The sequence below is a fragment of the Streptomyces sp. NPDC036764 genome (assembly GCF_055609385.1).
The window spans coordinates 160,599-174,712 of sequence record NZ_JBVJPT010000001.1; the positions used below are offsets into that span (position 1 = coordinate 160,599).

At 70.6% G+C, this 14,114-nt stretch carries 12 protein-coding genes; 8 read left to right on the top strand and 4 right to left on the bottom strand.

All coding sequences use genetic code 11. The annotated features are described in order from the left end of the window. The first annotated feature begins 47 nt into the window (after window positions 1-47). The 5 genes from ACZ69Q_RS00675 (at window position 48) to ACZ69Q_RS00695 (ending at window position 6,029) form a co-directional block, all read left to right on the top strand. Entirely contained in the window at window positions 48-1,262 is a 1,215-nt protein-coding gene (locus tag ACZ69Q_RS00675) for an alginate lyase family protein (protein WP_471033930.1), read from the top strand. A gap of 136 nt (window positions 1,263-1,398) precedes the next feature. Continuing rightward, on the top strand, window positions 1,399-4,122 hold the full coding sequence (locus ACZ69Q_RS00680; protein ID WP_471033934.1) for a sensor histidine kinase: 2,724 nt from the start codon (window positions 1,399-1,401) through the stop codon (window positions 4,120-4,122). Further along, window positions 4,119-4,802 (top strand): response regulator, encoded by a 684-nt coding sequence (locus ACZ69Q_RS00685; RefSeq protein WP_471033937.1) that lies wholly within the window; start codon window positions 4,119-4,121, stop codon window positions 4,800-4,802. The genes ACZ69Q_RS00680 and ACZ69Q_RS00685 overlap by 4 nt, the downstream gene beginning before the upstream one ends. Window positions 4,803-4,895: 93 nt before the next feature. Then, entirely contained in the window at window positions 4,896-5,294 is a 399-nt protein-coding gene (locus tag ACZ69Q_RS00690; protein WP_351186738.1) for an OB-fold nucleic acid binding domain-containing protein, read from the top strand. 3 nt (window positions 5,295-5,297) lie between these two features. After that, a complete protein-coding gene (locus tag ACZ69Q_RS00695; RefSeq protein ID WP_471033940.1) occupies window positions 5,298-6,029 on the top strand; it encodes a DUF3159 domain-containing protein in 732 nt (243 codons plus the stop codon). 79 nt (window positions 6,030-6,108) lie between these two features. Here ACZ69Q_RS00695 and ACZ69Q_RS00700 read toward each other — a convergent pair whose 3' ends face one another. Beyond that, window positions 6,109-6,786 (bottom strand): potassium channel family protein, encoded by a 678-nt coding sequence (locus ACZ69Q_RS00700; protein WP_471033945.1) that lies wholly within the window; start codon window positions 6,784-6,786, stop codon window positions 6,109-6,111. Next, a complete protein-coding gene (locus ACZ69Q_RS00705; protein WP_471033949.1) occupies window positions 6,786-7,457 on the bottom strand; it encodes a potassium channel family protein in 672 nt (223 codons plus the stop codon). The genes ACZ69Q_RS00700 and ACZ69Q_RS00705 overlap by 1 nt, the downstream gene beginning before the upstream one ends. Before the next feature lie 496 nt (window positions 7,458-7,953). Here ACZ69Q_RS00705 and ACZ69Q_RS00710 point away from each other — a divergent pair, with 496 nt between their 5' ends. From ACZ69Q_RS00710 to ACZ69Q_RS00720, 3 genes are all read left to right on the top strand, one after another. Beyond that, entirely contained in the window at window positions 7,954-10,002 is a 2,049-nt protein-coding gene (locus tag ACZ69Q_RS00710) for an APC family permease (protein WP_471033955.1), read from the top strand. A gap of 317 nt (window positions 10,003-10,319) precedes the next feature. Further along, on the top strand, window positions 10,320-11,648 hold the full coding sequence (locus ACZ69Q_RS00715; RefSeq protein ID WP_471033959.1) for a class I SAM-dependent RNA methyltransferase: 1,329 nt from the start codon (window positions 10,320-10,322) through the stop codon (window positions 11,646-11,648). Window positions 11,649-11,672: 24 nt separating this feature from the next. Then, the gene (locus tag ACZ69Q_RS00720) at window positions 11,673-11,816 is read left to right on the top strand and encodes an RICIN domain-containing protein (RefSeq protein WP_471039962.1); all 144 of its coding nucleotides are present in this window, start codon (window positions 11,673-11,675) and stop codon (window positions 11,814-11,816) included. A gap of 104 nt (window positions 11,817-11,920) precedes the next feature. Here the strand turns inward: ACZ69Q_RS00720 and ACZ69Q_RS00725 are convergent, their stop codons facing one another. Continuing rightward, on the bottom strand, window positions 11,921-13,654 hold the full coding sequence (locus tag ACZ69Q_RS00725) for a SpoIIE family protein phosphatase (RefSeq protein ID WP_471033962.1): 1,734 nt from the start codon (window positions 13,652-13,654) through the stop codon (window positions 11,921-11,923). A 150-nt stretch (window positions 13,655-13,804) separates the two neighbouring features. Beyond that, complete coding sequence (locus ACZ69Q_RS00730) at window positions 13,805-14,077, bottom strand: hypothetical protein (RefSeq protein ID WP_471039963.1); 273 nt, start codon at window positions 14,075-14,077, stop codon at window positions 13,805-13,807. Between the last annotated feature and the right edge of the window lie 37 nt (window positions 14,078-14,114).

Below are 14,114 nucleotides of genomic sequence, written 5' to 3' on the forward strand. Positions count from 1 at the left end.
TTCAAAGTGACGCTCATTGTTCACGTACGAGAACGGATGGCCCCCACATGTCACCTGCTCCCGCACGTCACCGCCGCAGATTCCGTCGCGCCGCCCTGTTCGCGGTACTGACCACCGCGCTGGTGTCCACCCTGCTGCTGCGGCCGCACGCCGACCGTGCCGACGCGGCGCCCGCCACCTTCGTCCATCCCGGAGTCACCGTCTCCAAGTCCCAGTTGGACTTCGTGCGCACCAAGGTCAACGCCGGCGCCCAGCCCTGGAAGGGCGCCTTCGACCAGATGACGGCGAGCAGGTACGCCGATCTGAACCGCGCTCCCAAGCCGCGCGCGGTCGTCGAGTGCGGCTCGTACTCGAACCCGAACTACGGCTGCACCGACGAGCGCGAGGACGCGATAGCGGCCTACACCGACGCCCTCGCCTGGTACATCACCCGTGACGAGCGGTACGCGCGCAAGGCCATCGAGCTGATGGACGCCTGGTCCGCGGTGATCAAGGACCACACCAACAGCAACGCGCCGCTGCAGACGGGCTGGGCCGGCTCCTCCTGGCCCAAGGCCGCCGAGATCATCAAGCACACGTACACCGGGAGCTGGGCGAACTCCGGACGGTTCGCCACCATGCTTCGCAACGTCTACCTGCCCGAGATCATCAACGGCTCCAACTCCAACGGCAACTGGGAGCTGTCGATGATGGAGGCCGCCGTCGGCATCTCCGTCTTCCTGGAGGACAAGGCGTCGTACGACAAGGCCATGGCGAAGTTCCGCACCCGCACCGCCGCCTACGTCTACCTGTCCTCCGACGGCGATCTGCCCAAGACCGTGCCGAGCCAGAACCTCGACACCCGCGAGAAGATCGTCAACTACTGGCAGAAGCAGTCCACCTTCGTCACCGGCCTCACCCAGGAGACGTGCCGCGACTTCACCCACACCGGGTACGGCATCTCCGCGATCTCGCACGTCGCCGAGACCAGCCGGATCCAGGGCCAGGACCTGTACGGCACCGACGTCGGCGAGCGGCTGCGGCAGGCGCTCGGGTTCCAGGCGAAGTACCAACTGGGTACGGCCGCCCCGAGCTGGCTGTGCGGCGGCTCCCTGAAGCTGGGCCTCGGCCCGGTCACCGAGGTGGGCTACAACGCCCTGCACAACCGCCTCGGCATCGCGATGAGCAACACCCAGACGCTCACCGAGCGCGGCCGCCCGGCCGGCAGCAACAACCTGTTCGTGGCGTGGGAGACCCTCACCCACGGCGACAACCCCAGCTAAGGCGTGTGAGACGCGGCGGGAGCGTCAGAATTGCGTCAAAGACGCCCCCGCCGCACCACCCTGCCCCAATTGTCGCGATTGTTGGCCGTAAGGTCGACGCTGCGTGAACAGCAGTGGCCGGAAGACAATGGGGACCATGGGACGCGGCAGGCTTCGGATCTACCTCGGTGCGGCACCGGGCGTCGGCAAGACGTACGCCATGCTGTCCGAGGCCCACCGGCGCGTGGAACGGGGCACCGACTGCGTCGTCGCCTTCGTGGAGCACCACGACCGGCAGCGCACGGAGGTGATGCTGCACGGCCTGGAGCAGGTGCGGCGCCGGCCTCTCGAGTACCGGGGGAGCGCCTTCACCGAGATGGACGTGGACGCCGTCCTGGCCCGGCGCCCGCAGGTCGCCCTGGTCGACGAGCTCGCCCACACCAACATCCCCGGCTCCCGCAACGCCAAGCGCTGGCAGGACGTCGAGGAACTCCTCGCGGCCGGCATCGACGTCATATCGACCGTCAACATCCAGCACCTCGAGTCCCTCGGGGACGTGGTGGAGTCCATCACCGGCGTCCGCCAGCAGGAGACCGTGCCGGACGAGGTGGTGCGCCGGGCCGACCAGATCGAGCTGGTCGACATGTCGCCCCAGGCGCTGCGCCGCCGCATGGCGCACGGCAACATCTACAAGCCCGACAAGGTCGACGCGGCCCTGTCCAACTACTTCCGCCCCGGAAACCTCACCGCCCTGCGGGAGCTGGCGCTGCTGTGGGTGGCCGACCGGGTCGACGAGTATCTGAAGCAGTACCGCAGCGATCACCGGGTGTCGCGGATCTGGGGTTCGCGGGAGCGGATCGTCGTCGGGCTGACCGGCGGGCCGGAGGGACGGACGCTGATCCGCCGGGCCGCGCGGCTGGCGGAGAAGGGCGCCGGCGGTGAGGTGCTCGCCGTCTACATCGCCCGCAGCGACGGGCTGACGTCCGCCTCGCCGAAGGAACTGGCCCTCCAGCGCACCCTCGTCGAGGACCTCGGCGGCACCTTCCACCACGTCGTCGGCGACGACATCCCGGCGGCGCTGCTGGCCTTCGCGCGCGGGGCGAACGCCACCCAGATAGTGCTCGGCTCCTCGCGCCGCAAGAGCTGGCAGTACGTCTTCGGGCCCGGCGTCGGCGCGACCGTCGCCCGGGAGTCGGGCCCCGACCTCGACGTGCACATCGTCACGCACGAGGAGGCCGCCAAGGGGCGCGGACTGCCCGTGGCCCGCGGTGCGCGCCTCGGCCGGACCCGGATCCTCGCGGGCTGGCTCGTCGGCGTCGGCGGTCCGGCACTGCTCGCGCTGCTGCTGACCCACATCGACGCCGACCTCGGGCTCGCGAACGACATGCTGTTGTTCCTGGCACTGACGGTGGCGGCGGCCCTGCTCGGCGGGCTCTACCCCGCACTGGCCTCGGCCGCGGTCTGCTCGCTGCTGCTGAACTGGTTCTTCACACAACCGCTGCACCGGCTGACGATCGCCGACCCGAAGAACCTGCTCGCGCTGGTGATCTTCGTGTTCGTGGCGGTGGCGGTCGCCTCCGTCGTCGACCTCGCCGCCCGCCGCACCCACCAGGCGGCCCGGCTGCGCGCCGAGTCGGAGGTCCTGTCGTACCTCGCCGGGAACGTGTTGCGCGGCGAGACCGGCCTGGAGGAGCTGCTGGAGCGCGTCCGCGAGACCTTCGGCATGGACTCGGCGGCCCTGCTGGAGCGGGCGAGCGACGTCGACCCGTGGACCTGCGCGGGCAGCGTGGGCGCGGGAACGGCCCCGGCGCGACCCGAGGACGCCGACGTCGACGTCCCGGTCGGCGACCACATGGCGCTCGCCCTGACCGGCCGGGTACTGCCCGCCGAGGACCGCCGTGTCCTCGCCGCCTTCGCCGCCCAGGCCGCGGTCGTCCTGGACCGCCAGCGCCTGCAGCGCGAGGCCGACCAGGCAAAGGAACTCGCCGAGGGCAACCGCATCCGCACGGCGCTGCTGGCGGCGGTCAGCCACGACTTGCGCACGCCCCTCGCCGGCATCAAGGCGGCCGTCTCCTCACTGCGCTCCGACGACGTGGCCTGGTCCGAGGAGGACGAGGCCGAGCTGCTGGAAGGCATCGAGGACGGCGCCGACCGGCTGGACCACCTCGTCGGGAACCTGCTCGACATGTCCCGCCTCCAGACCGGCACGGTCACGCCGCTGATCCGCGAGATCGACCTCGACGAGGTGGTGCCGATGGCGCTCGGCGGGGTACCGGAGGGCAGCGTCGACCTGGACATCCCGGAGACGCTGCCGATGGTCGCCGTGGACCCCGGGCTGCTGGAGCGGTCGGTGGCCAACCTGGTCGAGAACGCCGTCAAGTACAGCCCGGACGACCGCAGGGTCCTGGTGTCCGCCAGCGCCATCGCCGACCGGGTCGAGGCCCGGGTGGTCGACCGCGGGCCCGGCGTCCCGGACGAGGCCAAGGAACGCATCTTCGCGCCCTTCCAGCGCTATGGCGACGCCCCGCGCGGCGCCGGGGTCGGGCTCGGCCTAGCCGTCGCACGCGGCTTCGCCGAGGCCATGGGCGGCACGCTGAACGCCGAGGACACGCCCGGAGGCGGCCTCACCATGGTGCTCACCCTCAGGGCGGCGGGAGCGCGCACCGGGGAACCAACCGGCCTGGCGCGTACCGAGGAACAACCCGCCCCGGCGCGCACTGGGGAACCGCCCGGCCCTGCGCGGCCCGGGGAACCTCCCGGCCCCGGGGACCCCTCTCTCACCACGGGGCACCCCCGCTCTGATGGGACCTCTCCCGTCACGGGAGGCCCCGGCTCCGATGAGCCCGTTCACTCCGTACGGCCCGAAAGGCAGACCACATGACCCGGGTGCTGGTGATCGACGACGAGCCGCAGATCGTGCGCGCCCTCGTGATCAACCTCAAGGCCCGCAAGTACGAGGTCGACGCGGCCCACGACGGTGCCGCCGCCCTCGAACTCGCGGCCACCCGCCACCCCGACGTGGTCGTCCTCGACCTCGGTCTGCCCGACATGGACGGCGTCGAGGTGATCCGCGGACTGCGCGGCTGGACCCGGGTGCCGATCCTGGTGCTGTCCGCCCGGCACTCCTCCGACGAGAAGGTCGAGGCACTCGACGCGGGCGCCGACGACTACGTCACCAAGCCCTTCGGCATGGACGAGCTGCTGGCCCGGCTGCGGGCCGCCGTCCGCCGGGCCGAGCCCACCGGGGGCGGCGAGGACGACGTGCTGGTGGAGACCGAGGAGTTCACCGTCGACCTGGCCGCGAAGAAGGTCAACCGCGGCGGGAGGGACGTACGGCTCACCCCCACGGAGTGGCATCTGCTGGAGGTGCTGGTCCGCAACACGGGGCGGCTGGTCAGCCAGAAACAGCTTCTCCAGGAGGTGTGGGGGCCGTCGTACGGAACGGAGACGAACTACCTGCGGGTGTACATGGCACAGCTTCGCCGGAAGCTGGAGGCGGACCCCGCGCACCCGAAGCACTTCATCACGGAACCCGGGATGGGGTATCGGTTCGAGAAGTGACCGCGGGCCACGTCCGCAGGTCGGAGGGGCGCGGGTTCGGACGGTGGCACCAGGGGTACGTAGGTGTCGGTGCACCCCGGTACGCTTCAAGGCATGAGTGCTGTTCCTCGTTCCGAAAAGTCGGTGGGCCGGTTCAGGCGCATGCTCGACCGGCTCTCCTCGTCGCAGGAGGACCTGGAGTCCGAGGAGCTGCGGGAGGACGCCGAGACCACCGGCTGCATCAAGATCGGTGACTGCCATGACCGGCAGATCGTGACGGTTACTGGTACCTTGCGCACGGTCACCCTGCGGCCGCGTGCGGGAGTCCCGGCCCTGGAGGCCGAGCTGTTCGACGGCTCCGCCGCCCTGGACGTGGTGTGGCTCGGCAGACGCTCCATAGTGGGCATAGAGCCCGGGCGCCGGCTGATCGCATCGGGCCGGATCTCCATGAGCCGGGGCCGCCGTGTGCTGTTCAACCCGAAGTACGAACTGAGACCCCTTGGACGGGAGTAACCGGTGACGTCGCTCGACAAGCCGACCGAAGACACCACCGCAGACGCCGAGCATGACTCCCGGGCGGTGACCGAGGCCGCGCTGTTCGAGGCCTTTGGCGGCATGCGCGGCATGATCGAGACGGTCGTGCCCGGCCTGCTCTTCGTCACCATCTACACGATCAACAAGGACCTCCACATGTCGGCCATCGCGGCCCTCGCGGTGTCCTTGGCGCTCGTGGTGGTCCGCCTGGCGATGCGGGACACCGTCAAGCACGCGTTCAGTGGTGTCTTCGGCGTCGCCTTCGGTGTCGTGTTCGCGATGATGACGGGCAACGCGAAGGACTTCTATCTGCCCGGCATGCTCTACACGCTGGGGCTGGGGCTCGCGTACATCATCACCACCCTGTGCGGTGTGCCGCTGATCGGCCTGATCCTCGGGCCGGTGTTCAAGGAGAACCTCTCCTGGCGCAAGCGCAATCCCGGACGCAAGAAGGCCTATGCCAAGGCCAGTTACGCCTGGGGACTGATCCTGCTCGCCAAGTGCGCGATCCTCTTCCCGCTGTACTGGTGGGCCGACACCACGCAGTTCGGGTGGGTGCTGGTCACGCTGAAGATCCCGCCCTTCCTGCTGGCCGTGTGGCTGACGTGGGTGTTCCTGGCGAAGGCTCCGGCCCCGATCGACGTGTTCGCGGAGATGGAGGCGGCCGAGAAGGCCGAGCAGGAGCGCAAGGCTGCCGCAGGCCAGGCAGAGTAGCCACTCGCCGTACAGACCGTAAGGAAGGGCGCCCCGAGACTTCGGGGCGCCCTTCCTGCGTTGTCTCGCGAAGTGGCTGCTAGAGCGCCGTGTCCTCGCGGCGGACCGACAGCAGGTCCTCGAGCTGCTCCTCGCGGGCCTGGGCGGCCACGAAGAGGAGCTCGTCGCCCGCCTCCAGGGAGTCCTCGCGGGACGGGGTCAGGACGCGGGTGCCGCGGATGATCGTCACCAGGGACGTGTCCTGGGGCCACTCGACGTCGCCGACCTGGGTGCCGGCCAGCGCCGACTCCTCGGGGAGGGTCAGCTCGACGAGGTTGGCGTCGCCGTGGCTGAAGCGGAGCAGGCGGACCAGGTCGCCGACGCTCACCGCCTCCTCGACCAGGGCGGACATCAGACGCGGGGTGGACACGGCCACGTCCACGCCCCACGACTCGTTGAAGAGCCACTCGTTCTTGGGGTTGTTCACCCGGGCGACGACACGCGGAACGCCGTACTCCGTCTTCGCCAGCAGGGAGACGACCAGGTTGACCTTGTCGTCACCCGTGGCCGCGATGACCACGTTGCAGCGCTGGAGCGCCGCCTCGTCCAGCGACGTGATCTCGCACGCGTCGGCCAGCAGCCACTCCGCCTGCGGGACCCGCTCGACCGAGATGGCGGTCGGCGCCTTGTCGATGAGCAGGATCTCGTGGCCGTTCTCCAGCAGTTCGCCCGCGATGGAGCGACCCACCGCGCCGGCACCGGCAATGGCGACCCTCATCAGTGACCGCCCTCCTCTTCGGGACCCTTGGCGAATGCCGCCTCGACCTTGTCGACCTCGTCCGTGCGCATCATGACGTGCACCAGGTCGCCCTCCTGCAACACCGTCTGCGAGGTGGGCAGGATCGCCTCGCCGAGGCGGGTCACGAACGCCACGCGGACGCCCGTCTCCTCCTGGAGCCGGCTGATCTTGTGGCCCACCCACTCCGCGGAGGCGTGCACCTCGGCGAGCTGGACGCCGCCGGTGGGATCACGCCACAGCGGCTCGGCGCCCGAGGGCAGCAGCCGGCGCAGCATCTGGTCGGCCGTCCAGCGGACGGTGGCCACGGTGGGGATGCCCAGGCGCTGGTAGACCTCGGCGCGGCGAGGGTCGTAGATACGGGCCGCGACGTTCTCCACGCCGAACATCTCGCGGGCCACCCGGGCGGCGATGATGTTGGAGTTGTCGCCGCTGGAGACGGCGGCGAAAGCGCCCGCCTCCTCGATGCCGGCCTCGCGCAGGGTGTCCTGGTCGAAGCCGACGCCGGTGACGCGGCGGCCGCCGAACCCGGGGCCCAGTCGGCGGAACGCGGTGGGGTCCTGGTCGATCACCGCGACCGTGTGCCCTTGTTGCTCCAGGGTCTGGGCCAGAGCGGAGCCCACCCTTCCGCAACCCATGATGACGATGTGCACGGCGCTTACCCCGCACTCCTCGTGAGGCGTCTGACTTGCGTGAACGTGGTGCTCATAACCTTCTCTCGGTTCGCCGGGCAACGGTCGCGGGCCGGGCGCGGACCGCTGGGCAACATCATGCCGGGCAATGGCCTGAATGATCCCCCGCGGTACAGATCGTGGACGCGCGTGTGCCTCACTCCAACCGTAACCGTCGGCTCTGACACGCCGACCGGGGCGTCCGCCGGTGCCCTCAGCGGCGGTTGAAGCTGCGGAGGCTGGCCAGTGCCAGGACGCCGAGTCCGGCGAGCGAGACGAGAACTCCGACGAGCTGAGCGGTCGTCTGCGACATGGTGTCTCCCGGATGTGATGAGCGTACCGACGCAGGTCATGGAGGCATGCGGACGCCGTCCGGCTCCGCGCCCGGCGCGTCGCGGGCACGGAATTCACCCCCGCGCCGTGCGCGATTTCACCCGGATGTGCTCCGGCCCAGGGCATGGGCCTACGATTCTCTGTTGTGTCCAAACTGACCGACGTGCCCAAACGGATTCTGATCGGGCGCGCACTGCGCAGTGATCGGCTGGCGGAAACGCTCCTGCCGAAGCGCATCGCGCTGCCCGTTTTCGCCTCCGACCCGCTGTCCTCCGTGGCGTACGCGCCCGGAGAAGTGCTGCTGGTCCTCTCCATCGCGGGCGTGTCGGCGTACCACTTCAGCCCCTGGATCGCGGTCGCGGTCGTCGTGCTGATGTTCACCGTGGTCGCCTCCTACCGGCAGAACGTGCACGCCTACCCGAGCGGCGGCGGCGACTACGAGGTGGCGACCACCAACCTCGGCCCCAAGGCGGGCCTGACGGTGGCGAGCGCCCTGCTGGTCGACTACGTCCTGACCGTCGCCGTCTCCATCTCCTCCGGCATCGAGAACCTCGGCTCCGCGGTCCCGTTCGTCGTCGAGCACAAGGTCGAGTGCGCGGCCGCGGTGATCCTGCTGCTGACGCTGATGAACCTGCGCGGGGTCAAGGAGTCCGGCAGCCTCTTCGCGATCCCGACCTACGTCTTCGTCGCCGGCGTCTTCATCATGATCGCTTGGGGCGCGTTCCGGGGACTGGTCCTCGACGACACCATGCGGGCACCCACGGCGTCGTACGAGATCAAGCCGGAGCACCAGGGACTCGCGGGCTTCGCACTCGTCTTCCTGCTCCTGCGGGCCTTCTCCTCGGGCTGTGCCGCGCTGACCGGTGTCGAGGCGATCTCCAACGGCGTGCCGGCCTTCCGCAAGCCCAAGTCGAAGAACGCCGCGACCACGCTCGCCGCGATGGGCCTGCTGGCCGTCACCATGTTCTGCGGCATCATCGGGCTCGCCATGACGACCAAGGTCCGCATGGCCGAGAACCCGGCGGTCGACCTGCTGAAGGACGGCGTCGCGGTCGGCTCCGGCTATGTCCAGAACCCGGTAATCACGCAGGTGGCGGAGGCCGTCTTCGGCAAGGGCAGCTTCTTCTTCATCGTGCTCGCCGCGGCCACCGCGCTGGTGCTGTTCCTCGCGGCCAACACCGCCTACAACGGCTTCCCGGTGCTCGGCTCGATCCTCGCCCAGGACCGCTATCTGCCGCGCCAGCTCCACACCCGCGGCGACCGGCTCGCCTTCTCCAACGGCATCGTGCTGCTGGCGGGCGCGGCCGCGCTGCTGGTGTGGATCTACGGCGCCGACTCCACGCGCCTGATCCAGCTCTACATCGTCGGCGTGTTCGTGTCCTTCACGCTCAGCCAGATCGGCATGGTCCGGCACTGGAACCGCCTGCTGGCCACCGAGAAGGACCAGGCCAAGCGCCGCCACATGGTCCGCTCCCGCGCGATCAACACCTTCGGCGCCTTCTTCACCGGGCTCGTCCTGGTCGTCGTCCTGGTCACCAAGTTCACGCACGGCGCCTGGGTCGCCCTGCTCGGCATGGTGATCTTCTACGTGACGATGACGGCGATCCGCCGCCACTACGACCACGTCTCCGAGGAACTCTCCGCCCCCGAGGGCCCCAGCGACGACAGCGTCCGGCCGTCCCGGGTGCACTCCGTCGTCCTGGTCTCCAAGATCCACCGCCCCGCGCTGCGCGCCCTGGCATACGCCAAGCTGCTGCGCTCGGACACCCTTGAGGCGCTCAGCGTCAACGTCGACCCGGCGGAGACCAAGGCGCTGCGCGAGGAGTGGGAGCGGCGCGGCATCGACGTACCGCTGAAGGTCCTCGACTCGCCCTACCGCGAGATCACGCGGCCGATCATCGAGTACGTGAAGGGGGTGCGCAAGGAGTCGCCGCGCGACGCGGTTTCCGTGATCATCCCCGAGTACGTCGTCGGCCACTGGTACGAGCACCTGCTGCACAACCAGAGCGCACTGCGGCTGAAGGGCCGGCTGCTGTTCACGCCGGGCATCATGGTCACCTCGGTGCCCTACCAGCTCCAGTCCTCCGAGGTGGCGAAGGTCCGCGCCCGCAAGCGGGGCGAGTGGAACGCGCCGGGTGCGGTGCGGCGGGGGCCGGCTCATGAGCGGCCGAAGGAGACGGACACTCCGCGCTGACGCGGGCGGCGTGGGCCCGGCTCCGGCTGTGGCTTGCGGGGTGCGGGGTGTCGTATGAGGTGCCGGCCGTGGGTTGCGCGGTGCGGGGTGCCGTGCGAAGTCCCGGCCGTGGGTTGCGCGGTGCGCGGGGTCGTACGAGGTGCCGGCTGCGGCTTGCGAGGTGCGCGGTGCCGCACGTACGTCCCGGCCAGGGGCGGGTGCGGCGGTCGGGGCGTACGTGCGGCGGTCGGGAGCACGTAGACTGGTGGGCTGTTGTCGGGCCCTCGGAAGACGTCTGGAGAGGGCCGCGCCCCCTCTCGATCTGGAGTCACCCCACCATGCAGGCAGAAGAGAAGAAGTCGCTGGTGGGGGAGGAGTACGAGGTCGAGATCGGCCCCGTCGCCCACGGCGGGCACTGCATCGCCCGCACCGACGCCGGTCAGGTGCTGTTCGTCCGGCACACGCTGCCCGGCGAGCGGGTCGTGGCCCGGGTGACCGAGGGTGAGGAGGGTGACCGCTTCCTGCGCGCGGACGCCGTCGAGATCCTCACGGCCGCCAAGGACCGCATCGAGGCGCCCTGTCCCTACGCCGGCCCCGGCCGCTGCGGGGGCTGCGACTGGCAGCACGCCAAGCCGGGTGCGCAGCGCCGGCTGAAGGGCGATGTCGTCGCCGAGCAGCTCGAGCGGCTCGCGGGACTGACGCCCGAGGACGTCGGCTGGGACGGCACGGTGATGCCGGCCGAGGGCGACAAGCTGCCCGCGGGGCAGGTGCCGCAGTGGCGCACGCGCGTGCAGTACGCGGTCGACGCCGACGGCCACGCCGGACTGCGCCGGCACCGCTCGCACGAGGTGGAGCCGGTCGACCACTGCATGATCGCCGCCGAGGGCGTCAGCGAGCTGGGCATCGAGAAGCGGGACTGGACGGGCATGGCCTCGGTGGAGGCCATCGCGGCGACGGGTTCGCAGGACCGCCAGGTGATCCTGACGCCTCGACCGGGGGCGAGGCTCCCGATCGTGGAGCTGGACCGGCCGGTGTCGGTGATGCGGGTCGGCGAGAAGGACGGCGGCACCCACCGCGTCCACGGCCGCCCCTTCGTCCGCGAGCGTGCCGACGGCCGTACCTACCGAGTCGGCAGCGGAGGCTTCTGGCAGGTCCACCCGAAGGCCGCGGACACCCTGGTGACGGCGGTCATGCAGGGCCTGCTGCCGCGCAAGGGCGAGATGGCGTTGGACCTCTACTGCGGCGTGGGCCTCTTCGCGGGCGCCCTGGCCGACCGTCTCGGCGACAAGGGCGCGGTCCTCGGCATCGAGTCCGGCAAGCGTGCGGTGGAGGACGCCCGGCACAACCTGGCCGACTTCGAACGGGTCCGCATCGAACAGGGAAAGGTCGAGTCGGTGCTGCCGCGCACCGGCATCACCGAGGTCGACCTGATCGTCCTGGACCCGCCGCGGGCGGGAGCGGGCCGCAAGACGGTCGAGCACCTGGCGTCGCTGGGCGCGCGCAGGATCGCGTACGTGGCGTGTGATCCGGCGGCGTTGGCGCGGGATTTGGGGTACTTCCGGGATGGGGGGTATCGGGTGCGGATGCTGCGGGCGTTCGATCTGTTTCCGATGACTCATCACGTGGAGTGCGTGGCGATCCTGGAGCCTGCTGCCAAGGGCTCCTGACCTGCAGTTTTGCTCGTGCGCATTATGTGGGGCGCGTACCGGCTCGTCCACCGGCACAGCGGCAAGGTGCTGGACAACGGCAACCTGGACGCGGACGGGGCCACGGTCATCCAGTGGTCCGCCAACGGCGGCTCCCCGCAGCAGCGGAACATGACGAAGATCGGATGAGTGCACCGGGGGGCGTGCCCTTCGGGTCGCCCCCCACGCCCTCGCCGGCCGCTCGCCTGCCTGTGGACGCCGACCATGCACGACGACTGGTCGGGCCCCCTCCGTCACAGCTCCGGCAGGCGCAGGGCGAGCAGGGCCACGTCGTCGGTGCTGCCGGGCGGCATACGGGCGAGCAGTTGGTCGCACAGCGTGTCCAGCGGTGCGTCGGCGAGCGCGAGGGCGTGGTGACGCAGCCGGTCCAGGCCGGTGTCGAGGTCGCTGCCGGGGATTTCGATCAGGCCGTCGGTGTAGAGCAACAGGGTGGAACCCGGCGGCAGCGGGTGCGTGGCGTCCGGCCGGCCCACGGGGGTGTCCACGGGGGCGCCGAGGACGAGTCCCTGTCCGGCTTCGAGGTACTGCGCGTGTCCGCCGGGAGGCAGGAGGAGCGGCGGCGGATGTCCGGCGCTGGTCCACCGCAGCGTCCATGGGCCGGTGTGCGGGTCTCCCTCGACCTGTGCGAGGACGAGGGTGGCCATGGGGACGGTGGTGATGGCGGGCATGGCGTCGTCGAGGCGGTCGACGACGGCGCCGGGCGGTCCGGTGTGGTCCCAGGCCAGGGACCGCAGGATGCCGTGCAGTTGGGCCATCCCGGCGGCCGCGGTCAGGTCGTGGCCCACGACGTCGCCGATGACCAGCGCGAGCGTGCCGTCCTTCAGCTCGAACGCGTCGTACCAGTCGCCGCCGACCTGGGAGCCGGCGGGGGCGGGCTGGTAGCGGGCGGCCAGCCGCAGACGGCCGGGCTGGGGCAGTGGGGCGAGCAGGTTGCGCTGCATGGCCTCGGCGACGGCGCGCTGGCGGCCGAACCGCCGTGCGTTGTCGATGACCAGACCGACCCGGCGGCCGATGTCGCTCACCACCTCCAGGTCGGCGGCGTCGAAGGGGTGCTTCGCAACGGTGCGCACCACCGTCAGGGCGCCGGTGATCTGCCGACTGGATCCCAGCGGGACCGTGATGGCGGACGTCGCGCCCACCGTCCGCAGGAAGTCGCTGTGGGCGGCGGCCAGGGGCGAGCCGGGCGCTGCGGTCGTCTCCGCCTCGTTCTGCGTGTCCTGCTCGTTCTGCAGCACGGGATCACCTCCGTGCAGCACCCGGACAAGAGCCGAGCCGTCCGCCTCCCCGGCCTCGGGTAGGCGCTCGCGCCCGCCCTCCAGCCCGGTGTTCCGTCCCGTGGGGCCGGTCACCGCCACCCGGTGGACCTGCCCGGAACCGGTCCGGAGGTCCACCGCCGCCCAGTCGGCGAGGCGAGGAACCAGCAGGCGGCCCAGCCGGACGAGGGCATCGTCGGTCTCCAGTGTCTGCCCCAGGACGTCGGTGATCTCCGCGACCAGCGTCAGCCGCTCGTTGAGGTCCTCCAGAGCACTCGTATAGTCCGCACGCTCCCGGCGCACGCTGCGGTCGCCGGTGATGTCGGTGAACAGCACGGCCATGCCCTTGACCGCGCCGCCGTCCGTCAGGGGAGAAGCGGACCACGAGATCGTGACCAGGCGACCGTCACCGCGCACGTAGCTGTCGCCCTCCCCGCGCGCGGCGGTCCCCTCGGTCAGCGCCCTGAGCAGCGGGCACTGCTCGCGCAGGAGCGTGCCGCCGTCCGTGTCCCGGTGCAGCAGCTCGTGCGCGTCCTTCCCGCGTATCGCGTGGGTGGCTCGGCCCAGCAGCCGTTCGGCGGCGGAGTTGACGGCGAGGATCCGGCCGGCCGGATCCACCACCATCAGGGCTGTGCTCAGTTGCTCGACGACCTGCCGCCAGAAGTCCGGCCCGGCCGCCGGCCACGACCGCCCCTCACCTCCCGCACCGGGCACCGCATCCTCCACCACGCCGCCCTCCGGCCATGGCAGCCTCCACCGAAGACCGCGGGCGCATCAGGGGAACCGACACATCAGTATCGATGGTCCCCTGACGGGTGCCCGCTCGCACGGCCGACACGAGATCCTGCCTTGGTCCCCGACGGGTCAGCCGTGTTCCTCCTCCTCGGCCTCCATGAGCCGTATCCCCTGATGTGTCAGCGTGACCGTCGCGGGTGTGTCTCCATGGGCCCAGCGGACCGTGACGAGTCCTTCGCCCACCAGATAAGTGCAGGCCGCGGCCAGATCCTGCTCAGGGATCGCCAGATCGTCACGCAGCTCGGCGCCGGCGACATCAGGAAGGCCCCTGCCCTCCATACGCTCGTACAGGATCTTCATGATCGCTTCGCGGTAGTTCTTCCGCTGCTGCAGTGTTGCCATGGTTGCCACCGCCCGTCCCTGTCCGTGTGAACGCGAT

Coding starts and splice junctions, on each gene's coding strand:
- ACZ69Q_RS00675 (WP_471033930.1), top strand. CDS start 48: ATGTCACCTGCTCCCGCACGTCACCGCCGCAGATTCCGTCGCGCCGCC.
- ACZ69Q_RS00680 (WP_471033934.1), top strand. CDS start 1,399: ATGGGACGCGGCAGGCTTCGGATCTACCTCGGTGCGGCACCGGGCGTC.
- ACZ69Q_RS00685 (WP_471033937.1), top strand. CDS start 4,119: ATGACCCGGGTGCTGGTGATCGACGACGAGCCGCAGATCGTGCGCGCC.
- ACZ69Q_RS00690 (WP_351186738.1), top strand. CDS start 4,896: ATGAGTGCTGTTCCTCGTTCCGAAAAGTCGGTGGGCCGGTTCAGGCGC.
- ACZ69Q_RS00700 (WP_471033945.1), bottom strand. CDS start 6,786: ATGAGGGTCGCCATTGCCGGTGCCGGCGCGGTGGGTCGCTCCATCGCG.
- ACZ69Q_RS00715 (WP_471033959.1), top strand. CDS start 10,320: ATGCAGGCAGAAGAGAAGAAGTCGCTGGTGGGGGAGGAGTACGAGGTC.
- ACZ69Q_RS00720 (WP_471039962.1), top strand. CDS start 11,673: ATGTGGGGCGCGTACCGGCTCGTCCACCGGCACAGCGGCAAGGTGCTG.
- ACZ69Q_RS00730 (WP_471039963.1), bottom strand. CDS start 14,077: ATGGCAACACTGCAGCAGCGGAAGAACTACCGCGAAGCGATCATGAAG.